This window comes from Phyllobacterium zundukense, assembly GCF_002764115.1.
GTDB classification, from domain to species: Bacteria; Pseudomonadota; Alphaproteobacteria; order Rhizobiales; family Rhizobiaceae; genus Phyllobacterium; species Phyllobacterium zundukense.
Genome location: NZ_CP017942.1, coordinates 414,584 through 440,072 on the forward strand (window position 1 = coordinate 414,584; position 25,489 = coordinate 440,072).

Annotated in this window: 23 protein-coding genes and 2 pseudogenes; 6 read left to right on the forward strand and 19 right to left on the reverse strand. The window is 57.4% G+C overall.

Annotation, left to right across the window (positions count from 1 at the left end; translation table 11 throughout):
* Positions 1–60: 60 nt before the first annotated feature.
* From BLM14_RS25015 to BLM14_RS25050, 8 genes are all read right to left on the reverse strand, one after another.
* Positions 61–1,500, reverse strand: coding sequence for an NADH-quinone oxidoreductase subunit N (locus tag BLM14_RS25015; protein WP_100002716.1), 1,440 nt, complete (start codon positions 1,498–1,500; stop codon positions 61–63).
* Positions 1,497–2,972 (reverse strand): NADH-quinone oxidoreductase subunit M, encoded by a 1,476-nt coding sequence (locus BLM14_RS25020; protein WP_100002718.1) that lies wholly within the window; start codon positions 2,970–2,972, stop codon positions 1,497–1,499. Before BLM14_RS25020 ends, BLM14_RS25015 begins: the two co-directional genes overlap by 4 nt.
* A gap of 8 nt (positions 2,973–2,980) precedes the next feature.
* Positions 2,981–4,741, reverse strand: a complete 1,761-nt coding sequence (locus BLM14_RS25025) for a Na(+)/H(+) antiporter subunit D (protein ID WP_100002720.1) — start codon at positions 4,739–4,741, stop codon at positions 2,981–2,983.
* Entirely contained in the window at positions 4,734–4,988 is a 255-nt protein-coding gene (locus tag BLM14_RS25030; protein WP_100002722.1) for a hypothetical protein, read from the reverse strand. The genes BLM14_RS25025 and BLM14_RS25030 overlap by 8 nt, the downstream gene beginning before the upstream one ends.
* Positions 4,985–6,448 carry a monovalent cation/H+ antiporter subunit D family protein gene (locus BLM14_RS25035; RefSeq protein ID WP_100002724.1) on the reverse strand — a complete coding sequence of 488 codons (1,464 nt, stop codon included), beginning with the start codon at positions 6,446–6,448 and terminating at the stop codon, positions 4,985–4,987. Before BLM14_RS25035 ends, BLM14_RS25030 begins: the two co-directional genes overlap by 4 nt.
* Before the next feature lie 4 nt (positions 6,449–6,452).
* Positions 6,453–6,755 carry an NADH-quinone oxidoreductase subunit NuoK gene (nuoK, locus tag BLM14_RS25040; protein WP_100002726.1) on the reverse strand — a complete coding sequence of 101 codons (303 nt, stop codon included), beginning with the start codon at positions 6,753–6,755 and terminating at the stop codon, positions 6,453–6,455.
* Positions 6,755–7,255, reverse strand: coding sequence for an NADH-quinone oxidoreductase subunit J family protein (locus tag BLM14_RS25045; RefSeq protein ID WP_100002728.1), 501 nt, complete (start codon positions 7,253–7,255; stop codon positions 6,755–6,757). Before BLM14_RS25045 ends, nuoK begins: the two co-directional genes overlap by 1 nt.
* A gap of 191 nt (positions 7,256–7,446) precedes the next feature.
* Entirely contained in the window at positions 7,447–7,650 is a 204-nt protein-coding gene (locus BLM14_RS25050) for a hypothetical protein (RefSeq protein WP_100002730.1), read from the reverse strand.
* A gap of 957 nt (positions 7,651–8,607) precedes the next feature.
* Between BLM14_RS25050 and BLM14_RS25060 the strand changes: the two genes are divergently transcribed.
* Both BLM14_RS25060 and BLM14_RS25065 read left to right on the forward strand, forming a co-directional pair.
* Positions 8,608–9,561: a nucleotidyltransferase and HEPN domain-containing protein gene (locus BLM14_RS25060; protein ID WP_100002924.1), complete on the forward strand. Its 954-nt coding sequence runs from the start codon at positions 8,608–8,610 to the stop codon at positions 9,559–9,561.
* A gap of 158 nt (positions 9,562–9,719) precedes the next feature.
* Positions 9,720–10,034 carry a hypothetical protein gene (locus BLM14_RS25065; RefSeq protein ID WP_133123985.1) on the forward strand — a complete coding sequence of 105 codons (315 nt, stop codon included), beginning with the start codon at positions 9,720–9,722 and terminating at the stop codon, positions 10,032–10,034.
* 19 nt (positions 10,035–10,053) lie between these two features.
* Here the strand turns inward: BLM14_RS25065 and BLM14_RS25070 are convergent, their stop codons facing one another.
* Together BLM14_RS25070 and BLM14_RS31455 are read right to left on the reverse strand one after the other, a co-directional pair.
* Positions 10,054–10,383, reverse strand: a complete 330-nt coding sequence (locus tag BLM14_RS25070) for a DUF736 domain-containing protein (RefSeq protein ID WP_100002736.1) — start codon at positions 10,381–10,383, stop codon at positions 10,054–10,056.
* A gap of 273 nt (positions 10,384–10,656) precedes the next feature.
* Entirely contained in the window at positions 10,657–10,863 is a 207-nt protein-coding gene (locus BLM14_RS31455) for a hypothetical protein (RefSeq protein WP_100002738.1), read from the reverse strand.
* A gap of 624 nt (positions 10,864–11,487) precedes the next feature.
* On the opposite strand from BLM14_RS31455, the gene BLM14_RS25085 reads away from it, so the two are divergent.
* Together BLM14_RS25085 and BLM14_RS25090 are read left to right on the forward strand one after the other, a co-directional pair.
* Positions 11,488–11,784: a type II toxin-antitoxin system HigB family toxin gene (locus tag BLM14_RS25085; protein ID WP_100002742.1), complete on the forward strand. Its 297-nt coding sequence runs from the start codon at positions 11,488–11,490 to the stop codon at positions 11,782–11,784.
* Positions 11,784–12,191 (forward strand): helix-turn-helix domain-containing protein, encoded by a 408-nt coding sequence (locus BLM14_RS25090; RefSeq protein WP_100002744.1) that lies wholly within the window; start codon positions 11,784–11,786, stop codon positions 12,189–12,191. Before BLM14_RS25085 ends, BLM14_RS25090 begins: the two co-directional genes overlap by 1 nt.
* Positions 12,192–12,317: 126 nt before the next feature.
* On the opposite strand, the pseudogene BLM14_RS31460 reads toward BLM14_RS25090, so the two are convergent.
* Positions 12,318–13,183 (reverse strand): annotated as a pseudogene (locus tag BLM14_RS31460) (NtaA/DmoA family FMN-dependent monooxygenase); the annotation flags it as partial.
* Between BLM14_RS31460 and BLM14_RS31465 the strand changes: the two are divergent.
* Positions 13,121–13,255, forward strand: a pseudogene (locus BLM14_RS31465) (IS630 family transposase); the annotation flags it as partial. The pseudogenes BLM14_RS31460 and BLM14_RS31465 sit on opposite strands and share 63 nt — an antisense overlap.
* Positions 13,256–13,509: 254 nt before the next feature.
* On the opposite strand, the gene BLM14_RS25100 reads toward BLM14_RS31465, so the two are convergent.
* Positions 13,510–15,294 (reverse strand): APC family permease, encoded by a 1,785-nt coding sequence (locus BLM14_RS25100; protein ID WP_100002746.1) that lies wholly within the window; start codon positions 15,292–15,294, stop codon positions 13,510–13,512.
* A gap of 248 nt (positions 15,295–15,542) precedes the next feature.
* Here BLM14_RS25100 and BLM14_RS25105 point away from each other — a divergent pair, with 248 nt between their 5' ends.
* A complete protein-coding gene (locus tag BLM14_RS25105) occupies positions 15,543–17,912 on the forward strand; it encodes a DUF1989 domain-containing protein (RefSeq protein ID WP_100002925.1) in 2,370 nt (789 codons plus the stop codon).
* Between the two features lie 52 nt (positions 17,913–17,964).
* On the opposite strand, the gene BLM14_RS25110 is transcribed toward BLM14_RS25105, so the two are convergent.
* The 7 genes from BLM14_RS25110 to glnT all read right to left on the reverse strand — a co-directional run bounded on the left by BLM14_RS25110 (position 17,965) and on the right by glnT (position 25,486).
* On the reverse strand, positions 17,965–19,302 hold the full coding sequence (locus BLM14_RS25110) for an NAD(P)-binding domain-containing protein (RefSeq protein WP_100002748.1): 1,338 nt from the start codon (positions 19,300–19,302) through the stop codon (positions 17,965–17,967).
* 46 nt (positions 19,303–19,348) lie between these two features.
* A complete protein-coding gene (locus BLM14_RS25115; protein ID WP_100002750.1) occupies positions 19,349–20,389 on the reverse strand; it encodes a heme-dependent oxidative N-demethylase family protein in 1,041 nt (346 codons plus the stop codon).
* A 35-nt stretch (positions 20,390–20,424) separates the two neighbouring features.
* Positions 20,425–21,390 carry a PDR/VanB family oxidoreductase gene (locus BLM14_RS25120; protein ID WP_100002751.1) on the reverse strand — a complete coding sequence of 322 codons (966 nt, stop codon included), beginning with the start codon at positions 21,388–21,390 and terminating at the stop codon, positions 20,425–20,427.
* On the reverse strand, positions 21,387–21,992 hold the full coding sequence (locus BLM14_RS25125) for a dimethylamine monooxygenase subunit DmmA family protein (RefSeq protein ID WP_100002753.1): 606 nt from the start codon (positions 21,990–21,992) through the stop codon (positions 21,387–21,389). The genes BLM14_RS25120 and BLM14_RS25125 overlap by 4 nt, the downstream gene beginning before the upstream one ends.
* A 3-nt stretch (positions 21,993–21,995) precedes the next feature.
* A complete protein-coding gene (locus tag BLM14_RS25130; RefSeq protein WP_100002755.1) occupies positions 21,996–23,129 on the reverse strand; it encodes an aminomethyl transferase family protein in 1,134 nt (377 codons plus the stop codon).
* 118 nt (positions 23,130–23,247) lie between these two features.
* Positions 23,248–24,132 carry a formyltetrahydrofolate deformylase gene (gene purU, locus BLM14_RS25135; protein ID WP_100002926.1) on the reverse strand — a complete coding sequence of 295 codons (885 nt, stop codon included), beginning with the start codon at positions 24,130–24,132 and terminating at the stop codon, positions 23,248–23,250.
* Positions 24,133–24,178: 46 nt separating this feature from the next.
* Positions 24,179–25,486, reverse strand: coding sequence for a type III glutamate--ammonia ligase (glnT, locus tag BLM14_RS25140; protein WP_100002757.1), 1,308 nt, complete (start codon positions 25,484–25,486; stop codon positions 24,179–24,181).
* Positions 25,487–25,489 lie beyond the last annotated feature (3 nt).

The following is a 25,489-nucleotide window of genomic DNA, read 5'->3' on the forward strand; positions in this document are numbered from 1 at the left end:
GGGCAACCTTTCTTGAACTGCCAGTTTATTCCCCCGGGCGGTTCATTGCAAATCCAATGATCAGCCGCCAAACACCGAATGCTGAGCAAGCCTCAGAAACCACGCCGGAAATAGGCCGATGCCGATGGTGCCGGCGGCGGTGAAGGCGAGCGTGGCGCGGACAAAGGGCGTCAGCGCCGGGTCGAACGCCCTCACCGGCTCGCGCATGTAGATCACCATGACGATGCGGATGTAAAAGTAGGCGGCGACGACGCTCAGCAGCACAGCGATCACCGCCAGCATAACGAAACCTCGCTCGACGAGCGCGACCAGCACGTAAAACTTGGCGAAGAACCCGGCTGTCGGAGGAATACCGGCCAGCGAGAACAGGTAGAGCAACATCAAAAGCGCTAGGACGGGATGCAACTTCGCGAAACCCGCGTAGTCTTCGATATCCTCGCCCGAGAAATCGCCGTTCCGCATCATGATGACGGTGGCGAAAATGCCGAGGGTCATGAAAGAGTAGATCAGCAGGTAGAGCATCACACTGGCGATCCCATTCGCACCGCCGGCCACCACGCCGAACAAGGCGAACCCGGCATGGGCGATGCTGGAGTAAGCCAAGAGACGCTTGAAATTGTCCTGCACCAGCGCCACGAAACTGCCAAGCGCCATTGTCACCACCGCGATGACCGCGACGATGATCCAAACGTGCGAGGATGCGATCAGCGGGTTGAGGAACACTCGCAGGATCACCGCGAACCCCGCCGCTTTGGGGCCCACCGACATGAAGGCGGTGATTGTCGTCGGCGCGCCTTCATAGACGTCCGGCACCCACATATGGAACGGCACCGCGCCGACCTTGAAGACCAGCCCCGCGACGATGAAGACCACCGCCAGCAGCAATCCGGGATCGAGCGGATCGCTGGTCACCGCTGCAGCGATCGCGTCCAGTTGCGTCGTGCCGGTGAGCCCGTAGATCAGCGAAACGCCGTAAAGGAAAATTCCGGTCGAGACCGCGCCAAGGATCACGTATTTCAGCGCCGCTTCGTTCGACCGCCGCTGCTGGCGCAGGAAGCCGGTCAGCACATAGGTGCAAAGCACCATCAATTCGAGGCCCACATAAATCGAAAGGAGATCAGTCGCCGAGGCCATAATCATCATTCCCGACAGCGCCAAGAGCAGAAGGACGTAGTATTCGCTGCTCTCGATCCCTTCGATATCGGCATATTTTCGCGAAAGGAGAAACGTAAGAACGGTGGCTAAGTAGAACACGAACTTGAAGAAGGCCGCGAAGCGGTCGGCTATGAACATGCCCGAGTAGGCCGGCCGCACCTCGCTCGCCAGCATGAGTGTTCCCAAGGCGGCAATCAGCACGATCGCGACAGAAGCATAGACCAAGAAATGTTCCTGCCCCTTTCGCACAAATTGTCCCAGGATCAGCAGGATGCAGGCCCCGGTGACCACGACGATCTCCGGCAGGCTCGCTAGGATCGACTCGAAAAGCGCGGCGTCGGTCATTGGCCGCTCCCCTTACCGTGCACTTGGGCCAGTAAATGCTTCACAGAGGCGTCGATGATGTTGAGAAAGGGTTTCGGATAGAGCCCGACCCAGAGCACGAAGACGGCCAGAGGCAGGATCGCAGCCAACTCGCGGGCATTCACGTCGCGCATCTTGAACCGGGCGCGGGCGCTGGCTGGACCAAGCGCGACTTTCCTGTACATGCCAAGCAGATAGGCCGCGCCCAGCAATGCCCCTAAAACGGCGGCCGCGCCGATGGCCAGGTTGGCCGCAAACCCTCCCGACAGCACCAGCAACTCGCCCACGAATGAATTCGTTCCCGGCAGCGCCATTGACGACAGGATGAACAGCGCAAGAAACACGGTATAGACCGGCGCCACCTTCATCAACCCGCCATAATCCGCTATGCTGCGAGTGTGTGTTCGCTCGTAGATCAGACCGACGAATAGGAACAACGCGCCCGTCGTTACGCCATGATTGAACATTTGCAGGATGCCGCCCTCGAGCCCGCGGAAGTTCAGCGCAAAAATCCCTAGCGTCACGAAGCCCATGTGGCTGATGCTTGAATAGGCAACCAGCTTCTTCAGGTCGTCCTGCGCCAGCGCAAGCAACCCGCCATAGATAATCGCAAGCGCCGAAAGCGCCAGCATCAGCGTCGAATAATGCACCGACGCCTCCGGCAGCATCGGCAGCGAGAACCGCAGGAATCCGTAAGCACCCATCTTCAGGAGCACTCCGGCAAGGATTATGCTGCCCGCCGTCGGCGCCTGCACATGTGCGTCCGGCAACCAGGTATGGACGGGGACCATTGGCACCTTGACCGCAAAGGCAACCAGGAATGCGAAAAACAGAAAGGACTGGACGGGGAACGGCAAATCCTGCGCTGTCAGGGCGAGGATGTCGAAGGTCTTGCCGCCGTGGAAATAGAGCACGATGACACCGATCAGGAACAGGAGACTGCCCGCCAGCGTGTAGAGGAAGAACTTGATCGCCGCATAGACCCGGCCGTCGCCGCCCCACACGCCGATGATCAGGTACATGGGAATCAGCATCGCCTCCCAGAAGACATAGAATAGGAACAGGTCGAGCGCGCAGAACACTCCCAGCATCAGTGCCTGCATGACCAGCAGACTGACCATGAACTCCTTCAGCATGCGGTCGATGGCGACCCACGAGGCGAGCACGCAGATCCAGCCCAGGAGGGCGGTCAGAAACACGAAGAGCGCGCTGATTCCGTCGATGCCAAGCGCGTAAGTGATCCTGAGCGCTGGCACCCACGGGTGCGTCTCGGTGAACTGCATCGCGTGGGTCGTGGTGTCAAAGCTGGCCAGCATAGCGATGCAGAGAGCGAGGTCGATGACGGTGACCCCCAGCGCTGTCCACCGCACCGCATCGTCGCCGCGCAGAAACATCAGAATAACCGCCCCGGCGGCGGGCGTGAATACGATGAGGCTAAGTAGCGGGAACCCCATCGCACCCCCTACCGCCACGCCACGGCGAAGACGACGATGGCTGCGATCACACCGACGATCATCGCCAGCGCGTAATGGGTCACGACGCCGGTCTGGAGCCGCCGCAGCACCCCGCCGCCTTGCAGGACCGAGCGGGCGACGCCGTTCACGACGGCGTCCACGCCGGTGAGATCGATCCACAATCCCACACGTGCCGCCCCATGCAGGAAGGGCAGTGCCACGGTCTCGGACACGTCGCTCACCGCCTTCTCGCAGCGCACCAGCGGGTTTTCGGCGAGCCACATGAAGTGTCGCGCGCCCTTGCGATAGAACCAGTCAGTGTCGATGCTGATCGTGTTCTCGGGGTCGAGCGCCTTGAGGAACAGTACGAACCCCAAGGCGGTAAACATCAGTACACCGAGGCTCTCGGTGACATGGACGCCGGTGTAGGGTTCGAAGTCGACCGGATAGGGCAGCAATGCGTAAAGCGGCTGGGGGAACACCCCGATCGCAATACACAGCACCGCCGCCATGCCCATCGCAACCAACATGTTGCGGGGCGGCTCCCGCGCCTCCAGCCTTCGGTCCGTGCCGAAGAACATGTAGTACGGGAGCTTGAGCCCTGTGTGCAGGAACGTCCCTGACGATGCCATGGTGAGCGCCAGCACCACCAGCGCGCGGTGGTCCTGTCCGGCGGCGGCCACCACCATTGATTTGGTGACGAAGCCCGAGAAGAATGGAAATGCCGAAATCGCGAAGGCGCCGACCATATAGAGGGCAACGGTCAGCGGCATTGTCCTGTATAGCCCGCCGAGCTCGGTGAGCTTGCGCCGCCCGGTGACGTGGATCACCGCCCCAGCCCCCATAAACAGGAGCGCCTTGTAAAGGATATGCGCGAAGGCATGGCTGACTGCGCCGTTCACCGCCATCTCAGTCCCGATGCCGATGCCCGCCACCATGTATCCCACTTGGCTGACGATGTGATAGGCTAGGAGCCGACGGCAGTCGTTCTCCAGAACCGCGTAGATGACGCCGTAGAGCGCCATCGCGGTGCCAAGCCAGACCAGAAGTTCGGTCCCCGGAAACGCCCGCGCCAGTACATAGACAGCGGTCTTGGTGGTGAAGGCGCTCATGAACACCGCACCGGTGACGGTCGCTTCCGGGTAGGCGTCTGTCAGCCAGGCGTTGAGCGGCGGCACTGCGGCGTTGAGCGTGAACCCGGCAAGGATCAGGTAGGCAGCCACGCCCATTTCCCCCTCGATCGGGCCAAAGCGCAGCGAACCGGTGGAGACCCCATGGAGAATGATGCCACCGAGCAGAACGACGCCGCCGGTGATATGGACCATGAGATACCGGAATCCAGCACGGATCGCCTGTTCGCCGCGCTGCGCGAAGACTAGATAGGCAGAGGCAAAAGCCATACCTTCCCAGAACAGGAACAGAGTCAGGTAGTCGCCAGCGAATACCACGCCGAGCGCGCTGCCGACGTAGATGAATGCTGCCACATGCTGGCCGGGGCGTGTCAGGTGCAACGCGTAGACTATCCCGATCTGCGCCATGACGGTGAATACGGTGGCAAAGATGATACTCAGCTTGTCGACCTTCGCGATCAGGATTTCCTGCCCGATGATCTGCGTTGCGCCGTAGTTGCCCGGCTGCATCGTGAGCACCGCAAGGATTGCCAATGCCGGGATCACCAGCAGATAAGCCTTGCGGATTGAACCTTTCAGGAAGGGGATGGGCAGGGCGCCGAGAATGAACAGCAGGGTGGGATGGACGAAGTCAGTCATAATAGTCCTCGCGCCGCATGAGCCCACCCTGATGGCCGAGGAACTTGGAAACGAAAATGAGCAGCACGCACGAGCTGAAGCCGTAGACGGCGGACCAGCCAGGCAGGCGCTCCCACAGGTATTCGGCGTGTTCGCGGGAGACCAGAAAGTCGGCGGCGAGGATCAGAACGAGCACCAGATAGAACAGCCGGTGGCGCTGATTCACGTATTTTCCGTCACCAAAGAAATCAACGACGCGTTTGATCATCTGACAACTCCTTCCGCCAGGGTGAGGAAATAGTCGGGGAAGATGCCCATCAACACCGACAGGATGGCGGTTGCGACCAGCGGGATCGTCATCATCGGAATTTCACGGACTGTCACTGGGCTTTCCTGCGCCTCCGTCCCAAAAAAAGCGACGTAACTAATTGGCAGGAAATAGGCGGCGTTCAGGACTGAGCTCACCAAGAGCACGATCAGGAACGCAATTTCCCCCGCCTCTACGGAGCCGAGCGCCAGATACCACTTGCTGACGAACCCCGCGGTCGGCGGCACCCCGATCATGCTGAGCGAGCCGACAAAGAACGCCCCCATCGTCCAGGGCAGCCTGCGGCCAATTCCGGCCATGTCGCTGATGTTGCGCTTGCCGGACGCGCAATAGATCGACCCGGCACAGAAAAAGAGCGTGATCTTGGAGAATGCATGCGCTGCGATGTGGATGATCCCGCCGACCATCGCTACCGGAGAAAGCAGAACCGCGCCCAGCACGATGTAGGAGAGTTGGCTGACTGTCGAATAGGCGAGCCTCGCCTTCAGATCGTCCCGCGTCAGGGCGTAGACGGACGCCATCAGTATCGTGAATGAAACCAGGTAGGCCGTGGCGATGCCGAGCCCCAGGCCGTCCACGAGACCTGCGCCGAAGATGTGAAACACCACCCGCAACACGCAGAACACGCCCATCTTGACGACCGCAACTGCATGCAAAAGTGCGCTGACCGGCGTCGGCGCCACCATCGCGGCAGGCAGCCAAGCGTGCATCGGCATCACCGCGGCCTTGGCGAACCCGAAGAGATAGCAGAAATAGACGACCGTCAGCAGTGGCGCCGAGGCATCGACCCCAGCCAGCAGCCCCCCCGCTACAAAGTCGAGCGACCCTGCAATGTGGTAGGTCAGCGCCAGCGCGGCGAGAAGCACGCTTTTCGACGCGCCCATCAAATAGACGAGGTATTTGCGGCTGCCCGCCCATCCCTCTTGATCCTCGTGGTGGTAGACGAGCGGATAGGTTACGAGGCTGAGCACCTCGTAGAAGATTACCAGCGTGAACAAATTGGCGGCGAAGGCGCCCCCGACGGCCGCGGCGAGGCTGGTAGCAAAACAGGCGAAGAACCGCGTCTGTGCATGCTCTTTCAAGTGCCGCATGTAGCCGATGGAATAGATCGCCGCCACGATCCACAGCAGCGACGAGACGGTGGCAAACACCATGCCGAGCGCATCGACCCGGAAAGCGAAATCGATACCTGGCAGAATCTCAAACAGGCGCAAATCGACCGTCCCGCCTGCCAGAACCGTGGGCGCCATAGAGGCGACAATTGCAAACATGGTGGTCGCGGCCAGCGGCGAGACGACATCGCGGAGTTTCTCGTGGTTGTTCAGAAGGAGAACTGTCAGGGCCGCCAGACCTGCGACGGCGACAGCAAGCAGCGGCCGGATCGATATCACCGGGTCCAAGCCGCTATCCTTTCATCATGGTCACGTCGTCGACCTTGAGCGTGGATTTGTTCCTCACAAGGGCGACCAGGATGCCAAGGGCGACGGCAACCTCTGCCGCTGTGATTGCTATGACGAAGATCGCGAAAATCTGCCCGCGGAAGTCGTCGTAGGTGCGCCCAAAAGCGATGAAATTGATATTGACCGAGTTGAGCAGCAGCTCCAGCGACATCAGCACGACCAGAATATTGCGCCTGAGCAACACCCCAGCCGCTCCGATCACGAACAGGACCACTGCGAGCAAAATATACCACCAGAGCGGAACCATCACCCCGACTCCTTCCGCGCCAGCACGATGGCGCCTACCAGGGCCGCTAGCAGGATTACCGAGGCGGTTTCAAACGGCAGGAGGTAGTCGGCGAAAAGTGTCGTGCTAAGCTGCTTGATCTCATCGCCGCCGCGCCTAGCGACGGGCTCCGTGACCGAAAAGCGGGCGCTCGTGAGCACCAGCACGATCATCTCAACCCCAAGCAGGACGACCAGCACCAGGGCCGGCAGGTTGCCGCCGGGCAAGAACCGCTCCAACACCGCTTCGCGCACATCGATCATCATGATCACGAACAGGAATAGGACCATGATCGCGCCGACATAGACGAAGATCTGGATGACCGCGAGCAACGGCGCCCCGAGCAAGACGAAGATTGCCGAGATCTGCAGGAAACACGCCATCAGCGCCAATGCGCTGTGAACCGGATTCCGCGCCAGGACCACCGTCAGGGCCGTAATCACGGACACCGTAGCGAACAGAAGAAAGAACCCCTGATCCATCGACGCCGAGCCTCCAACGCGAACTGTCACTCGGCGCGAGACGGGCGTATTTGAAACAGCGCCGCACTTCAGATGCGTTCACAAATTGTGCCCTAGTATCGGATTTTTCACAAGATTATTGTCATCGGCGGAGACAGGCCGCTCACGAAACGCGCTCTTTCGATAGCGTCAAAATGAGCGAGCCGCGGGCCCTACTGCGCAAATTCAGCCGCGATCAGGCTGGTCAAAACCGACTTGCCGACACCACCCTTCAGATTGGCAATGGCGAGCGCAAGCTGGCTGCGTTGTCGTGCGTAGTGTTCGTACCAGCGTTTATATGATCGGTTCCCGAGCGATCGCAAATTGATGGATTTGAACAGGCGCGTCAGATTTCTGATGTCATCAAATACTAACACGAGAGTGTGATAATTCCATTTCCTCGACGACGCAACCCTATCCCCATTTCGATGTTCAGAGTTTGAGAGTCTGCGAATCTGAGACTTTCAAAGTCTGCGAAACTGAGAATGTCAGAGGTTGAGATTCCGAAGATATGCGAGTCTGAGACTTTCAGAGTCTGAGAATGTGCGAACCTCAGACTCTCGGAGTTTGACATTCTGAGAGTCTGATAGTTTCAGAATCTGAGAATTACGGCAGCAAAACCATCCTCGCATCCCTCCTGAAAGAGCTCAGTACTTTTATCGCCCCGCGGGCGAAACGCACTTCTGGCACCAGAAGTCCTATCCTGCCATTTAGAAGCCTATAGCAGCGAACTCTATCCCAAGCATGGTGCGACGGGATGAAACGGCAAACGCAACACAGATAATCAAGCCAAATGAAGCGAGCCGGAAGCATGACGGGCGAGGCGAAATGACAGGCTTGATCGTCGTCCTGAGTTTGAAAATCGCGGCAGCGTCCACCCAAGGCGGGCCCGAAAGGACGCTCGGCAGAGCCTGAAGAGGGAGAGAGGTGTTTGAGCTTGCGAGGATCGTCTGGGCAAATTCGTCACTCCCCGATGTTCATTCGGAAGATGTTGTGGCCGGAGTTCGGCGTCTTGGAATGCATGCGCGCGATTGCTGTTTGCTCAATCGCCATCAGTATTGCCGCCACGAGAACCGTTGGGCTCATCGATCTGCAAATGGCTGCCAGGCGGTTCGGGCAATGGGATTGCCTTGCCAGCGGCCAAAGTCGGCGCCCCCGAGCCTAAACTGCATTCGCTCTGGCCGACACGCGCTCGATATGGCAGTACCCTGCTCTTCTTGCGATATATTGGAAGCGGATGCTACAGAGGATTTGGCTATGTATCCGGTTTGCCCAGTAGGAAGGCGATACCTCCGGATGACTGAAAGCTGATAACGAAAGCGCTCCGCTCTATGATGAAATCCAGCCTCGATCATCTGCCCGAACGCAAGCAGCGCGAGCTTGCCCGTATTGTCGAGATCCTGCTTGAGGAACTTCAAGACGCGTTGAAGGACGGGACAGCCGAATTCAAGAAGAAAGGCCGCATCCTCAAGATCATCCTGTTCGGATCCTATGCCCGCGGTGACTGGGTGGATGAGCCGCACACCATGAAAGGCTATCGTTCGGACTATGACCTGCTGATCATCGTCAACAACAGGAAGCTGACCGACTTTGCCAGCTATTGGTACAAGGCAGCCGACCGGCTATTACACGATCGCGGCGTCACCACGCAGATCGGCTTCATCGTTCATTCGAGGCGTGAAGTGAACACGGCGCTCAAGGAAGGCCAGTACTTTTTCTCAGATATTCGCCGCGAAGGCATAGTCCTTTACGAACTTGATGACGAACCATTGGCGGAGCCAAAGCCACTAACGCCAGCTGCTTCCCTTGAGATCGCCTTGCAGAATTTCCAACTTTTATTCCCTCTTGCGGTTCATGCTTTAGAGCTTTTTAAAACAAGCATGAACAACAGGGTTTTGCGTCATGCGGCGTTCATGCTTCATCAAGCTATTGAACAGGCGTATAGCTGTGCCCTTCTTGTTCTCACGAATTACAGTCCTCCATCCCACAATCTCAATTTTTTGAGAACGATGGCAGAAGGACGTGATCGACGTCTCGCTGAGGCTTGGCCACGCGACCAGCAAAGGTATCGCGCCTGGTTCAATAGGATCAATGAGGCTTACGTCAAAGCGCGGTACTCAAAACATTACGAGATCAGCGAGGAAGCACTTGCCTGGATCGGAGAACGCACACAAGTTCTACACGAACTGGTCGAGACAATCTGCAAGGAGCACCTCGAAAAGCTGGAGCGCGCAACCCGCAGCGAGACGCCATCTTCAGCCAGCAAGCGTGACGTTTCAGGCGGCTAAAAGTCGTTTGCACCGAGCCGATCGACGGTCGAGAAAGAGCAGACTCCTCTCGACTTATATCTGGCGAGCCTGCGTGAGGTAATGGACGAGCATGGCGATGTACCGGCCTTCCAGCCCTCTCCTGTTTCTGCCTGCTAAAACACCACCCACGAAACGGATTGAACACTGACATGGCGGTCATGATGAAAAACATCGTCCATGGCCGTTATCAGAGCGGCAAATATGCCCTTGCCTTGCAACTGGCACGCGACAATCCGTTCCTGGGCGATCCCGTCGTCATCAACGACACGGTAGATATGACGCGATTTCTTGCCTCACACAAATCGAGTGTCGGCATTGTCTATGCCTCGAGCGTGCAATTGATCATCGGCAGGTGCAGCAGTGAGGAGAAATTCGGATCTGTCTTGTTTGTTGCCGCTCCAGGAAATCGACGGGACCGAGGAAGCCCTGACGCGGGAAGCCCCCGCTTGTAGCGGGGGCCCGTCCGGCTGATCAGTCCCTCCAGGGGATGATTGCCATCAGCGTTTCGTCATCCTGTCCGGGGTAGCGTCCGAGGTTAGCGTTGAGCTTGGCGTGGCCGGTGTTGACGCTCATGGTCAAGTAGGGCTTGCCCAGCTGGCTTTCCTTTTCCCAGATGCCGCCGATTTCGACGCGGCGGCCGCGTGGCGTCATGCCGTAGATGCGGAAGACGGGTGCCTTGTCATTGTCACTGGCGAAGGCCTCGCCGGTGATCTCGATGTCGAAGGCGAGGGAGGCAATGTTGCCGGTGAGGGTCGTGTTGGCTTCATCGAACTGGATGTAGTTGATCAGGGTGTTCGTCATCGCTTTATCTCCTTTGTTTGCGGTGTCGATGGACACGGATAAGGACCGGCAAAAGGCCGGGATGCACCCGAAGGGCTGAAGCAAAGCGGAAGACGGGGCCGACAAAGCGCAGCGGATGATTTTGCCTCGCGAGGAATGGCGGCAAGCCAGGGGAAAATCATTTGTCAGCCCCGTTGCATTCTGGACAGCCGGGCCTAGTGCCCAATCGATCGACACCCAAAACGACAAAGGGCTTGTTCAAGCGAGATGACGAAGACCTTGGTCAACGTCTCATCATTCGATCGGCACCACGAAACCATGTGCAAGACATGCCGTGCCGGCGATCAGTAGCTTGATACGGACTGAAGGCCAGAAACAGCCAATGAAACGCTGCCCTGCCTCATCCGCAGGCGGCGTGGCGCTGCCGGCATGCCTCGCATTGCGGCCCGATCGGAGGATAGCCGTTAGCTGGCCAAACACCAACATCGAGCGCGTCAACATTCCGAATGCACATCACAATGCTTGGCTAACCGCGCACACGGAAGTTCTCCAGTTTGTGGGCAACGAAGAGGCTCGTCTCGTGTGGCGTCGTTGCGGATCTCTCTTGGCTGGGCGAGGTCATAGCAAATTTGCCCCTGAAGTCCGCGAGTTTCTCAAGCTAGAACGCGAGTTCAACGCTGCCTACGTTCAGGGCGACCTAGACGCATGCGGCGAAGTTCTGAACCGCCTGGAAGAGCGCCACGGCCTATCCCTTTGGCTGATTTCCCGGAAATCGACTATCTTGCGAAAACTCGGGGCTACCCAGTACTACGATTACACAGATGTTCTAATCGCAGGTGACCCCAACGTCTCTTTGATGAGCTGGCTCGTCTACATGATGAGACATCGGGCCGACCCAATGTCTCACCGGCCGCGTACATAAGGCAACTACAAAACTGACTGGACCCATCCGGTGTTCCAGATCGGACCAAACTGTACTTGCACTATCACGCTACCAGACATTGTTCTTTAACAGGTGAGGTCAATCACGCCAAGGTAGAGCAATTTCGAAGTATCTATCTACTCTTTTCCCAAATTGGGAATTTTACCCTTGTTCCCAATTTGGGAAAATGCTACATATGTCTCATGCAAATCATTGCGAAGAAAGCATTGCGGGAATTCTGGATCACTCATAATCAGGCCGAGGCTCCGCTAACTGCTTGGTATTTTGCGGTGAGCAAAGCTGAATGGAAGACGCCAGCTGACGTGAAAGCGATGTTTGGAGCTTCTGTCGATTTTGTTGGTGACAACAGAGTCATCTTTGACATCGCGGGGAACAAGTATCGCCTTATCGTCCATGTCGCATACCCGTTCAAACGTGTGCTCATTAAATTTGTCGGAACCCATAAAGAGTACGACAAGATTAACCCGGAGACTGTGTGATGAAGAACATTCGACCCATTAAGACCCAAGACGATTACAACTGGGCGATTGCTGAGATCACCCACTATTTTGACAATCAGCCCGAACCTGGAACTCCCGATGGAGATCGTTTTGATGTACTTGCGACGCTGATCGAGGCCTACGAGGATGAACATTATCCTATAGTTGCACCCGATCCCGTTGCCACTATCGTTGCCCACATGGAAATGAGTGGCCTAACACAGAAAGCCTTGGCCGAAGTGTTTGGCTCTGCGCCGAGGGCATCTGAAGTAATCTCTCGAAAACGGGCGCTCACGATGGACATGGTGTATAAACTTGTTCAGCAATGGCATATTCCTGCGGAGGTCCTCATTCAGCCTTATCATCTCGCCAATGACGATGAAGGCAGAGTGCGTAGACGCGAATGATAAGTTGATTGGAAGGCTTTCGAAATAGAGAAGATAGTTTCCTGGTCAATCAAACGTCTCATAGCCTGCATCTAATCTGTCGGTACCCAGTTGCAACAGAAGGCGCTATCTATGTAACGCCTACCTTTATTGCGGACCGATTGGTCGAGAAATCCCAAGATGATCGCGCAGCGTCATTCCTTCATATGCGGTGCGGAACAATCCTCGCTCCTGCAAGATCGGCACCACGAGATCACAGAAGTCATCAAATCCGCCGGGGAAATAGGGCGGCATGACATTAAAACCATCAGCAGCTCTCTCCTCGAACCAAAGCTCCATCCGGTCGGCAATTTCAAGAGGTGTGCCAAGGATAATGTGATGTCCGCGCCCCGCAGCCACGCGTAGGGCAAGCTGACGGATGGTCAGGTTCTCGCGCCGCGCCAGATCGGTCAGGAGCTTCGCGCGGCTCTGCAACTCATCTGAAATCGGCAGATCAGGCAATGGCCCGTCAAGATCAAAGCCCGACAGATCATGTCCCAACCTTTCGGCAAGGAGCGGCATGGCGTTGAAAGGATCTGTCCAGCCGTCAAGCAACGCCAGCTTGTCGCGCGCTTCGTTAAACGTCCGGCCAATGACTGGGAGAAAGCCCGGCATGATTGAAAGGGAATCCGCATCACGGCCATGTACCACCAGGCGCTCCTTTTGCCTCTGATAAAAGGTTTGTGCTTCTTCCAGACTTTGCTGGGCGGTGAAGACGATGTCCGCGGTTCTCGCTGCAAGTTCCTGCCCCGGGCGGGAAGAGCCGCCTGAACGATGACAGGATGACCTTGTGGTGGACGCGACGCATTGAGCGGTCCATTGACCGAAAAATACTTACCCGTGTGATCGAGAATATGAAGCTTGCTGGCATCGGCGTAGATACCGGTTGCCTTGTGTTTCGGGAAGGCACCGTCCTCCAGGCCGCCATCAACCGATACCTCACAGAACACAACCAGCAACCGAAACCGTTCATCTGGACCGCCGATCCCGACGACATCATCGCCGCCGTCAAGCGCGGGCACCAAGTGTTAGATTCCATCCACTAGCAGAGGGAAATCTGGAACGAGCAGAAAACCGATCGTGACTGGCCTGTCCGAATTCTTCAGCTTCTCAAAAGAACTCAAATCAATCATCAATGCCTCGATAGCTGTTCGACAGCTCACTCGACTATATCTTCAGCACCAAAGTCAATCGCCCAAACGACAGGCAAATTGCCGCTCCCGGTCTCTCCCACTCTTGTAGATATGTGGCAAAAGACTGCGCGATCGGTCGTCGCGCAGTCTCCAAATTGCTGTAACAGCTAGCTCGGAAGCTGGAACACCACATTGGATATCAAGACAATCGCCAACCCGGCGGCAAGGGCTAAATAGGGTAGAATGCCTGCCTTGCGCACGCCAAGATCATGTCCAGCGAGACCCAGTTCCTCCATCGCACCACTCGGAAATTTACCGCCGTCCTGGACGTAATGCCGGTATGCAAAGACTGGCAGAATGAGAGCCGCGAATATGAAGCCGATATAGAGGGCGTTGTCATAACCCCAGACCTTGGCGCCGGCACCCAGAAACAGGGCGTTGACGAAAGCCAGGACCGTATTGATGCCGATCAACACTGTCGGCGCCTTCCAGGGACGCTCGATGTGACCGGAATCGACGCGGTGGATCCACCCGGCATTCAGGTTAAGGAAGTTGAAGATGATATAGCCCACATTCGACACTGCGAGGACGAAGAAGTAGCCGCCGGTATCGGACGCAATAGCGAGCAGAATCAGGTTGAAGCCAAAGTCCGTCCACATAGCGCGGGTCGGAGCACCGTGTTCGTTCACATGGTCTAGATACTTCGGCAGCCAGCCATCCTTTGACCCCTGATAAAGGGTCCGGGACGACCCGGCCATGGCGGTCATGATCGCCAGGAAAAGAGCTGCGATCATCATGATCACGAAGATCTGGGTGACGATGCGCCCGCCGCCAATGAGTCCGGCAAGGGCTTCGGCCACACCGCTCCCGTCAACGATACCTGGAGCCAGCATGCCGGCATGCCCCAACACACCCTGGAAGGCGAACGGCACGAGGAAGAAGAACAGGCAGCACAGGAGTCCCGAATAGAAAATCGCCTTGAACGTATCCGTCTTGGGATTTTTCAGCTCACGCGTGTAGCAGACGGCGGTTTCAAAGCCGTAGGTCGACCAAGCCGCGATGTAGAGCCCGCCAAGGAATAGCGTCCAGCCGCCAATATTCCATGTGCCGTCGACGCCGGAATATGCCGCCGAGGGCGGGACGAGGCCCATAACGTTGGAGTAGTCAATCGAACCGGTGACGATCGGGAAGATGCCGATCAGCAGCAGCGGAATGAGAACGGCAATGGCCATCCACTTCTGAACGGTTGCGGTGCCAGCGATGCCGCGATGCTGAATTGCGAAGATGATCAACATCAAAATGGCGCCGATGATGAAGGTCGCATTGATATTGGCCTGCGCCAGAAAGGGAATGCGGAAGCTGAACAGCGACCAATTTCGGATTGCCGGAGTGAATGCTGCGACACCATCGAGCCCCAGGAGAGCTTTGACTGCATCCGGAGGCGTGGAGCCCGCATGGGCAGCCAGCCACTCGGCCACGCGAGGGCTGTCGACCGTGATCGAAGCGGCGTGTGCGGCAATCCAGCTTTGAACAAGCTCGGAGTGGACTGCCGGAATCGGGAACAGCGCGTTGAGAATATAACCCGCTGCAATGGCACAACCAAGCGACAGAACCGGGGACCAGGCAAACCAGTTGCACCAGACAGACAGTGGCGCGACGAATTTCGAATAACGCAGCCACGCGGTCGCGCCGTAGATGGAGGCACCGCCGGATTTGTTGCCGAACATGCCGGCGATTTCAGCGTAGGTAAAGGATTGCAGGAAACCCATGATCATGGAGATGATCCAGACCAGGAAGGCCAACTTGCCTGTTGTTCCTGCGATACCGCCGATAGAGAAAAGAACCAGTGGCGGCACACCGGCAGCCACCCAGAAAGCACCTTTCCAGTCCAGTGCGCGGACCAGTTTACCCTCAGTGCCGGTCGCGATCCCGGCTTCTTCCACAGTTGTCATTGATCAAGTTCCCCAACCAGTTGTTTGACGGCAGTTCCTGCATGTCTCCTTGATGTTCTCTTCCCACTGAGAAATTCTTTGGCTGCAATCTGATCGATTTTTTCTTTTTCTTGCTCAGATGCGGCGATCTTCGATATTCACGTACAGTAAATAAATTTTCTTTTTAGTCAATAGAACGCTTTACATTGCGGAGTCGCTTCGTAGGATGCAAAGTGTCGATAATGCTGAAGAGCAGCCGCGGAGGCTTCATGCAAGAAGTGGATCGTTTCGCCGGGAGCCTGCAGCCTCCCCGCCCTAGCTTGACACGCTATCCGGGCCTGCAGTCCACGCGGTCCGCCACCGAACGCTATCGCATCAAGGGCGGCGGTTCGGCTGTTGTGCAGGTCGCGCCGGGTGACCGGATAACCGTGATCGATACGGAAGGTGGTCAACCTTGCGAGATCACCTTTGTCGATGAAGCAGGCCGCTTCAACGCGAGCGGGCTCGGAACAGTATTCACCAATCGCTCGGAAGGGTTGAAGACCATTCTGTCGTCCGGTGAGCCCAGCGCGAGACGGACGCTTTTGTCACTGCAACGGCGCGGCGTCGATCTGGGCGAGGCTGGCGCCCTGAGGCTGTTTGGCGAAGATTCGACACCGGGCAGCCAGGCGAGCCTGGTTATTACAAGCCAAGGGCTTCTCATCGCTGCGGCGCCCGCCAAGCCTATGGCGCCATGGGAGCAAGACACGGCAACGCCGATCGAGATACGGATTGAGCGCAGCAGTGCTGAACGGAGCTACGATGCCTGCCTGCCGGAGTTACTGGCCGACCCGATCCACGATCTGCGGATTAAGGCCGCGACTGCCTCAGCCTATTTCGTCCGGGCCGGAGAATTCATTCAGGTAATCGACGTCTTCGGTCGGCAATGCACGGATTTCCAGGCCTTTTCAGCCAGAAAAGTAGAGAAGGGCCTCGATCTGGCACTGGATTCAACCGTCACACGAACCTTGCTTGGCCGCAGTTATCCGATGCCGGGGTTGCCCTCCAAAGCATTCGACCGCGATTTCGAGCCACTGGTGGAAATCGTGCAGGACACGGTTGGCCGCCATGACGCCTTCGCCACCGCCTGCAATTCCCGCTATTATGACGACATGGGTTATCCGGGCCATGCCAACTGTACGGATAATTTCAATGTGGTGCTGGAGCCCTATGGCATCGCGCCGCGCAAGGGTTGGGAGGCGCTGAATTATTTTTACAACACGGCGATCGACCATAACAATCAGCTTTATCTGGATGAACCCTGGTCGCGCCCGGGAGATTATGTACTGATGCGCGCGTTGACGGATTTGGTCTGCGTCTCCTCCTCCTGCCCGGACGACATCGATGCGGCCAATGGCTGGGATCCGACCGACATCCATATCCGCACCTATTCGGACCAAGAAAAATTCACACGAGCGGTGGGCTTTCGAATGACTCCTGACGCCGATGCCGAGCTGACACGAGAAACAGCATTTCATCCACGATTTTCCGCGCTTACCCGGGACTATACGGAATATCGCGGCTATTGGCTCCCGAACCGCTTTCTGGGCGACGGCCCGGTCGAGGAATACTGGGCTTGCCGCGAAAAGGCAGTGGTGATGGACCTGTCGCCCTTGCGCAAGTTCGAAGTGACCGGGCCGGACGCCGAAGCACTCCTGCAATACTGCCTGACGCGCGACGTGCGCAAGCTATCGACCGGTCAGGTCGTCTATTCGGCCATGTGCTACGAGAATGGCGGCATGATCGATGACGGCACACTTTTCCGGCTCGGCGATAATAATTTCCGCTGGATCGGCGGAGACGATTTCAGTGGAATCTGGCTGCGCCAGCAGGCGGAGAAGATGGGCTTTAAAGCCTGGGTGCGGTCGTCGACGGACCAGCTTCACAATATCGCCGTTCAGGGTCCGAACAGTCGCGACATTCTGAAGGAGATCATCTGGACCGCGCCGCGCCAGCCTGCGATCGCCGAACTCGAATGGTTTCGCTTCACCATCGGCCGGATCGGTCATTTCGAAGGCGCTCCAGTCGTCGTATCCCGTACGGGTTTTACGGGCGAGCTCGGCTACGAAATTCTCTGCCACCCGAAAGACGCGTTGATCGTCTTTGACGCCGTGTGGGAGGCAGGACAAAAGCACGGGCTGAAGCCGATGGGGCTGGAAGCACTGGACATGGTGCGCATCGAGGCCGGTCTCATCTTCGCCCATCATGAATTTACTGATCAGACCGATCCTTTCGAAGCCGGAATCGGCTTTACGGTGCCTCTGAAAACCAAGACTGACGACTTCATCGGCCGCGACGCTCTGATCAGGCGCAAGGAGAACCCGCGCCATGTATTGGTCGGGCTCGATATCCACTCAAACGAGGCTGTCGGCCACGGCGATCCGGTCTTCATTGGCCGGGCACAGGTCGGTGTTATCACCAGTGCCACCCGGTCACCGCTCCTCAAAAAATCGATCGCACTTGCGCGGGTCGATGTGCTGAATTCCGCACTTGGTACGGCGGTAGAAATCGGCAAGCTCGACGGACAGCAAAAGCGTCTGCCGGCAGCGATCGTGCCCACCGTGCAGTATGATCCGCAAAAGCTGAGGCCCCGTTCTTGAACAAAACGAACCGCGGAAATCTCACGGTCCGCTTTGTTTCAGGGTGGATGGATCAGCTGCGCAGATAGGATTCCATCGAGTCGTCCATCGCATCGACCCATTTCGAATGATGCACTGGTGACATTGTTCCCGTCATCAGCGAACGGTGCGAGTTATCGCGGAAGCCCATCACGTTCTCGGCCTTGTGGTGCTCCCAGTCCATGAAGGTCCTGTTTGTGCCCTCGATATCGAAACTCGGATAGTCGGTTTCAGTGAGCAATTCCTGCACGTAATCACCCTGAAACCAGATCATCTGCTCGGCATCTTCAAGCTGTTCCTCGCGAGCGCGCCAGGCGTCGAAATGCGTCTTCATCTCATCTGCTGTCGGCAGGGCGATACGACCCATGATCACGTCACGTGCCCACCACGCCTGCGCATCGAACATGTTGAACGTATAGAACTGGTCCTGCATGCCAATGTAGAACAGTCTGTTATTGGGTTCGAAGACAACCCCCTTGTAGAGATCGTCCGTCCACAGCCGGTTGGCCGTCTTCAGCCTCAGATCATCCGGCAGGAACGGGAAATGATGCTGGTATCCAGTGCAAAGGATCAGCGCGTCTACTTCCTTGGTCGAACCGTCCCGGAAATGGGCCGTCTTGTTGACGAGCTTCTCCAGCAGCGGACGCTCCTCGAAATTCTCGGGCCACTTGAATCCCATCGGCTTGGAACGGTAGCTGGCCGTGACCGATTTGGCGCCATATTTCCAGCATTGGGAGCCTATATCCTCAGCCGAATAACTGCGGCCGACAATCAGGACATTCTTGTCCTTGAATTCGAGCGCATCGCGGAAATCATGCGCATGCAATACACGCCCATTGAAACTTTCGACACCCTCGAAACGAGGTACGTTCGGTGTCGAGAAATGCCCGCTCGCCACAACCACATAGTCGAATACCTCATCGTACATGCGGTCGTTGACGCGGTCATGGGCCGTCACCGTGAAGGTCTTGGCCGTCTCGTCATAGCGCACCATTCGAACCGGCGTGTTGAACCGCACCCAGTCGCGGACCTTGGCTTTTTCCACCCGGCCCTTGATATAATCCCACAACACAGCGCGCGGCGGATAGGATGCAATGGGTTTTCCGAAATGCTCCTCGAAGGAATAGTCGGCGAATTCCAGGCACTCCTTCGGGCCGTTCGACCAGAGATAGCGGTACATGCTGCCATGCACCGGCTCGCCATATTCATCGAGCCCGGTGCGCCAGGTGTAATTCCACAGGCCGCCCCAATCCGACTGCTTTTCGAAACACACGACTTTCGGAATCTCCGCGCCTTTCCGGGCGGCCGATTGGAAAGCACGCAACTGAGCCAGTCCTGATGGTCCGGCACCTATCACTGCTACTCTGATCATGGATCGTTCCCTTGTTCTGGTTAGGTCGTACTGTTCAGGCCGGACATCAATCGGGGAAAATACCGGGGCTGGTAGGCGCCCCATCGTCGTGCTGCGAGAGCCAGTCGACAGTCATTTCGCGGAACCGGGTCAGCCCCTTATAGTCGACGAGTTCTGGCGGCAGGCTGCGCAGCACGCGTGGAAAGCGCCGGCCCCATTTCGGCACCGTCACGAGTTCGTCCATGCTCATCAGATAGCATCGGATGACGAAGAGGATGGCGTTTGAGCGCGGCAGCCGCCACAAGCTCTGCAATTCCACGCGCAGGTGTACTTTCTCGCCGACGTTCTCCGGTGTAACCGTGGTGCGGTCCGGTCCCCATTTAGCGTAGTTCTCTGGACTGGTATCGAGACGCGGATTGATCGTCATCGTCCAGTTGAACCGCCGCGTCGGCTTGCCCTGCTGCAGGTTCATGAGGAACTTCAGCGCTCGCTCGAAGACACCCATCTGGTGCGCGAGCGGCACTGGGCCGTGCCATTCCATGAAATTCATGCCGATATCGAAGTCGAGCGACCAGTCGGCCTGCGTCGTCACCATACCGGCATCCATCCAGAGATTTCCGTCGCGCTGATCGACGATGCAGAAATCGCCCTGCGCCTGCCGGGTAATATATTCCATCGGCTCGTAAGGCAGCGTCGAACTGTCGCCGAAAGTGAAAGTGTCGTCGATATTGAGCGGCCGGTTGATCCAGCGCCAGCGGTCACCGTTTCTGATCAGGGTGAAATGTTCAGGATTGCCCGCAGCCTGCTGTTCCATCAGCAGTTCCAGCGTGTCCCATTGCGCCGTCATCATGTGCGGCAAAGCCTGGCAGCGCAGCGGATCTTCTTTCAGGACCAGCGCGCGGTCCTCCATCTCGGCAATGTAGTGTTCATCGACGTCGATGAGACTTTCAAACACCGTCCCCTTCGGTCCGGGCACATGCGGCTCCATGTTGACCGAGTACATGTAATTGTCTTCCGCAAAGGGAAACGGGAAGCGCGGTATGTATTGCGGACTGTTGCGATAGGTAAAATCCTCCCGGAAGGTCTCGCGCTTGAACTCAATCGCCATTCGCCATTCTCCTTGCCTCGCGGCTCTGGATTTACCTAGAGGTCCAGTGACAGTCTTTTTCCCTTGAAGCGGGACACGCAGATCATGATTTTCCGGCTGGAGGCCTTCTCCTCATCGGATAGATAGATGTCGTTGTGAAGGAGCGTGCCCTCACAGGTATCCACCGATGTTTCGCACTGCCCGCAGGCGCCGCCCCGGCACATGAACGGCGCATCTATACCGGCGGCCTCGATCGCTTCGAGCAGGCTTTGATGCTCTCCCACCGGAACGGACATGCCCGAGCGGATAAGTTCTGCAATGAACGGCTTGCCAGGCGGCGGCGCGAGAAACCGCTCGAAATGCAGATTCTCCTTCGGCCAGCCCGCCTCGCGTCCCGCCGTCAGGATGCCGTCAATCATTGGGCTCGGCCCGCACACGTAAAGATGCGTGCCAAGAGGCCGGTTGGCAAGGATTACACCAACAGGGATCATGCTGTTCTCGTCGTTGAAGTAGACTTTCACCCGGTGCTCGCCATATTGCTCCATCAGTTCGCGCCAGTAAGCGCCGTAGCTGCGCGAGCGCATAGCGTAGTGGAGTTCAAAGGGGATGGAGGCGCGTGCGAATTGTGCCATCATCGCGAGAAACGGCGTGATGCCGATGCCGCCGGCGATCAGAATGTGCTTGCGGCCGCGCCAATCGGGGGCGAAGAGGTTGACCGGCTGGCTGATCGTCAGCGCATCGCCTTCTCTGACCTTGCCATGCATGAAAAGCGAACCACCTCGCGATTCCTCAACCTTCAGCACGCTGATCTCATATCCCGAAGGATCACTGGGCGGCGACATGAGGGAATAGGCGTTGCGCCGCAACAGACCTTCGTCCGTCATGGACACGACGACATGCGCGCCACCCGAGAAGAATGGAAGTGGGCGGCCATCCAGTCGCTCGAAACGAAAACGTTTGATCCGGTCGGCGACCTGCGTGACCTTGGCAACGCGGACGGGAATATCCGTACTGGCGCTCACAGGAACAGCTCCTCAGGGTCGGGGGCCGTGCCGGGCTCTTCCGCGTCGATATTGACGCCCTGAAAGGCACCCAGACGGCGGGAATAGTGATCGCGCACCAAAAGCGCCAGGCCGCAGTGGCTGCAGGAGACAGGATTGGTCGTCACATTCTCGGTGGTGCCCTTGCAGTGGACGCATTGGACCCGGCGTGCAAGCGAGCCGCAGTGTTCTGTAGGGATGGAATTGTGATCCATGCCGAAGTCCAGCGCGACCTGCATCACCTGCCCGATGAAGCCCTCCGTCCCGGCGATATAGAGGCGCGTGCCCATCGTCGCGGTGTTGAGCGAGCCCTTGAGCCGGAACAGCAGCGTCGCAATCGTCGGTCCGGTCCAGAACATATCCGCCGGGAGAGCTGCCAACGACGCTCCGTGGTTCGTTCCCTGCGAACCGCGTGCCACATAGAGGATTTCGCTCTTGGCAAGAACATCGCCACCGGCAGCATCCACTTGTTTCAAGAGGGCGAGTGCACCCTCCCCCTCAAGAGCAAAGAGGTGGCGGCGCGCATAGTGATCGACTGAGATCCCCTTGTAGTGCGGACGGCTCTTGATCCCCTCGACGAGCATATCCTACCCCTGGGCCGTCCGCTTTTTCTTTTCCGGATCGTCGAAAGGCAGGGCGTGCGCCGTTGCCGTGGCACCCAAGGATTTACCGCGCACTTCGAGCGGCGTTCCGGGCTTTGCCTTGTCGACATCCACCCGCATGATCGCCATCGAGCGGTTGGTGAGTTTGGAATAGCTTGGGCAGGTGATGACCCCCACTTTTTTGCCATCGGCCCAGACCTCATCGCCCAAATCAGCCGGACCGTCGGCATCGATCAGGAGACCAAATATTTTGAAGCGTTCCTTGCCCTTCAGACGTGCATGTTCCTCTGCGCCTCGAAAACCGGTCTTGCCGGGGCTGACGGTAAAGTCGAGACCCAGTTCCCACAAAGAGTCGCCCGGCTGTTCATCCGCAAACGGGTACATCTGCGAATTGTCATAAGGATAGAACAGAAGGTAGCTTTCCACGCGCAGCATGTCGAGAACACTGAAGCAACACGGAATGATGCCCATCTCCTTGCCTTCCTCAACGATCCGGTCCCAGACCATCGGAGTATCCTGGCCCCGCACGAAGAGCTCGTAACCGCGCTCGCCGGTATATCCCGTCCGCGAGATCATCACCGGCGCGCCGAACAGCGTCGTTTGCATGTGATGGAAATATTTCAGATCGCGAATGCCAGGCACATATTTAGCGAGATAATCGACAGACAGCGGTCCCTGTAGCGACAGGTCATGAAGATCGTCATCGAAAAGCACCGCGCAATTGCGACCCATGGCTTGGCGAACAATTTCCTCATGGCCGGACCCGGAACCATGCACCAGCATCCAGGAATTGGGGGCCGTGCGATAAACAATGCAGTCCTCGGTGAAATGCCCGCGATCGTTCAGCATGGCTGCATAGACCGAGCGACCGGGGTAAATCTTCGTCATGTCGCGGGTGGTGATATAGTCAAGCACTGCAATGGCGTGCGGGCCTGTGAGGTGGACCTTTTTCAGACCTGAGACATCCATCAATCCCGCTTTGGTACGGATCGCGATGTGCTCTTCATAGATATCCTTCTCATAGGTCCAGGCGGTTCCCATGCCGCTCCAGTCTTCAAGCTTCGAACCCAAAGCCCGATGCCGCTCGGCCAGGGCTGAAAACCGCCAACTCAGTGCCATGCTATTCCCCATTTTATTTACTGTACGGAATATTTATTTCTTCAGTATAGTTACGTTTTACCGGAACGCAAGCCGCATTGCGGAGCGTTTTCCTGAAGGCACATGGCGCCAACACTGTTCATCCCATCCGCTCGGAGGCATAGCTGCCGGGGCTGGCCGGAAAGATAATCGTCCGGTTACCATTCATGAACACCCTGTGATGGATGTGGGCGTGGGTTGCCCGCGCAAGCACCTGGCTTTCGACATCCCGTCCGATCGAAACATAATCGTTGGCGCTCTGTGCATGGGTGATACGGGCCAGGTCCTGTTCGATGATCGGACCTTCATCGAGGTCTTCGGTAACGTAATGCGCCGTTGCACCGATCAGCTTGACGCCCCGTTCATAGGCTTGCTTGTATGGATTCGCGCCCTTGAACGAGGGCAGGAACGAATGGTGGATGTTGATGATCCGGCCAGACATTTTCTTGCAGATTGCCTCGGACAATACCTGCATGTAGCGGGCCAGAATGATCAGTTCTGCGCCCGACTGCTCTACCACGTCCATCAGCCGTGCCTCTGCCTGTGACTTGTTGGTTTTGGTTACCGGGATATGGTGAAACGGGATGTCGTGATTGACCACCAGTTTCTGGTAATCGAAATGATTGGAGACCACGCCGACAATGTCGACCGGCAATGCGCCGATTTTCCAGCGGTAGAGCAGGTCGTTCAGGCAGTGGCCGAAACGCGATACCATCAGCAGCACTTTCATGCGCCTGTCGCTATCGTGAAACTCAAAAACCATGTCGAATACTTTACCCACCTCGACAAAGCCGGCTTCGATCTGCTCGTGTGTCGTGCCTTCCTCGCTCACGAAAGTTACCCGCATAAAGAATTTGCCGGTGTCGAGATCATCGAACTGCGAACTATCGACGATGTTGCAGCCCATTTGCGCAAGATAGCCGGAAACGCCGGCAACGATACCGCGCCGCGACTGACAGCTGACCGTCAGCACATAGGTTTTCATCACAGTCATAGTTTCCCCTTGCTGATCTCCGATGCGGGATGCCGTCTCAGATATCCAGCGTTGTTTCGCGCTCCCAACGGGTGAAATGCGAGGCATAGGCATTCCATTCCCGTTGCTTCAATTTCAGGTAGGCTGCCGAGAATTCCGACCCCATGGCGGTCTTGAGACCTTCATCCTTGTCGAATTCGCGCAACGCATCGAGGAGGTTAAGCGGCAGTTTCGGCGCATCCGTAATGGTATGCCCCTCGTGATACATGTCGATGTTGCGGTGAGGACCGGGATCGGCCTTGGAGCGCAGTCCGTCGAGGCCCGCAGCGATAATGATTGCCTGCAAAAGGTAGGGATTGGCCGCGCCGTCGGGAAGGCGCAATTCGAAGCGGCCGGGCCCGGGAACGCGCACCATATGCGTGCGGTTATTGCCGGTCCAGGTCACCGAATTTGGCGCCCACGTCGCTCCGGAAACTGTCCGTGGCGCGTTGATGCGCTTGTAGGAATTGACGGTCGGATTGGTGATGGCGGCCAAGGCCGAGGCATGCTTCATGATGCCGCCGAGGAATGTGCGGCCCTGGCTTGAAAGCCCGAACTCGGCGGATTTGTCGGCAAAGGCATTGGTGCCGCCATCGATATCCCAGACGGAGATGTGGCAATGGCAACCGTTGCCGGTCAGACCCTCGAAGGGTTTGGGCATGAATGTGGCACGAAGCCCATGTTTCTCCGCGACCGACTTGACCATGAATTTGAAGAAGGAATGCTTGTCTGCTGTCTTCAGGGCATCATCAAACTCCCAATTCATCTCGAACTGGCCATTCGCATCCTCGTGATCGTTCTGGTAGGGCTTCCAGCCGAGTTCGAGCATGTAGTCGCAGATTTCCGCAATGACATCATAGCGCCGCATCACCGCCTGCTGGTCGTAGCAGGGTTTCTCCGCCGTATCATATTCATCGGAGATCCTGGAACCGTCGGTGGAGATGAGGAAAAACTCGGCTTCCACACCGGTTTTCACGCGAAGCCCGGCCTCCGCTGCTTGTGCAACAAGCTTTTTGAGAACGTTGCGGGGCGCCTGTTCCACGGGTTGTTCTTCCATGACACAATCGGCGGCCACCCATGCCACGTCCTTTTTCCACGGAAGGCGAATAACGGAAGCGGCATCCGGTACTGCAAACAGGTCCGGATGAGCAGGCGTCAGATCGAGCCAGGTGGCAAATCCGGCAAACCCGGCACCGTCCTTCTGCATATCGGCAATCGCCTCGGCCGGGACAAGCTTTGCCCGCTGACCGCCGAATAGATCGGTGTAGCTGATCATGAAATATTTGATGCCGTTCTCGCGGGCATAGGACGAGAGATCCAGTGTCATAGT

Bases quoted from the DNA above. Each gene is read 5' to 3' on its own strand.
- BLM14_RS25015 (WP_100002716.1), bottom strand. From the start codon at position 1,500: ATGACCGACGCCGCGCTTTTCGAGTCGATCCTAGCGAGCCTGCCGGAG.
- BLM14_RS25020 (WP_100002718.1), bottom strand. From the start codon at position 2,972: ATGGGGTTCCCGCTACTTAGCCTCATCGTATTCACGCCCGCCGCCGGG.
- BLM14_RS25025 (WP_100002720.1), bottom strand. From the start codon at position 4,741: ATGACTGACTTCGTCCATCCCACCCTGCTGTTCATTCTCGGCGCCCTG.
- BLM14_RS25030 (WP_100002722.1), bottom strand. From the start codon at position 4,988: ATGATCAAACGCGTCGTTGATTTCTTTGGTGACGGAAAATACGTGAAT.
- nuoK (WP_100002726.1), bottom strand. From the start codon at position 6,755: ATGGTTCCGCTCTGGTGGTATATTTTGCTCGCAGTGGTCCTGTTCGTG.
- BLM14_RS25045 (WP_100002728.1), bottom strand. From the start codon at position 7,255: ATGGATCAGGGGTTCTTTCTTCTGTTCGCTACGGTGTCCGTGATTACG.
- BLM14_RS25060 (WP_100002924.1), top strand. From the start codon at position 8,608: ATGAAATCCAGCCTCGATCATCTGCCCGAACGCAAGCAGCGCGAGCTT.
- BLM14_RS25070 (WP_100002736.1), bottom strand. From the start codon at position 10,383: ATGACGAACACCCTGATCAACTACATCCAGTTCGATGAAGCCAACACG.
- BLM14_RS31455 (WP_100002738.1), bottom strand. From the start codon at position 10,863: ATGTTGACGCGCTCGATGTTGGTGTTTGGCCAGCTAACGGCTATCCTC.
- BLM14_RS25085 (WP_100002742.1), top strand. From the start codon at position 11,488: ATGCAAATCATTGCGAAGAAAGCATTGCGGGAATTCTGGATCACTCAT.
- BLM14_RS25090 (WP_100002744.1), top strand. From the start codon at position 11,784: ATGAAGAACATTCGACCCATTAAGACCCAAGACGATTACAACTGGGCG.
- BLM14_RS25100 (WP_100002746.1), bottom strand. From the start codon at position 15,294: ATGACAACTGTGGAAGAAGCCGGGATCGCGACCGGCACTGAGGGTAAA.
- BLM14_RS25105 (WP_100002925.1), top strand. From the start codon at position 15,543: ATGCAAGAAGTGGATCGTTTCGCCGGGAGCCTGCAGCCTCCCCGCCCT.
- BLM14_RS25110 (WP_100002748.1), bottom strand. From the start codon at position 19,302: ATGATCAGAGTAGCAGTGATAGGTGCCGGACCATCAGGACTGGCTCAG.
- BLM14_RS25115 (WP_100002750.1), bottom strand. From the start codon at position 20,389: ATGGCGATTGAGTTCAAGCGCGAGACCTTCCGGGAGGATTTTACCTAT.
- BLM14_RS25125 (WP_100002753.1), bottom strand. From the start codon at position 21,992: ATGCTCGTCGAGGGGATCAAGAGCCGTCCGCACTACAAGGGGATCTCA.
- BLM14_RS25130 (WP_100002755.1), bottom strand. From the start codon at position 23,129: ATGGCACTGAGTTGGCGGTTTTCAGCCCTGGCCGAGCGGCATCGGGCT.
- purU (WP_100002926.1), bottom strand. From the start codon at position 24,132: ATGAAAACCTATGTGCTGACGGTCAGCTGTCAGTCGCGGCGCGGTATC.
- glnT (WP_100002757.1), bottom strand. From the start codon at position 25,486: ATGACACTGGATCTCTCGTCCTATGCCCGCGAGAACGGCATCAAATAT.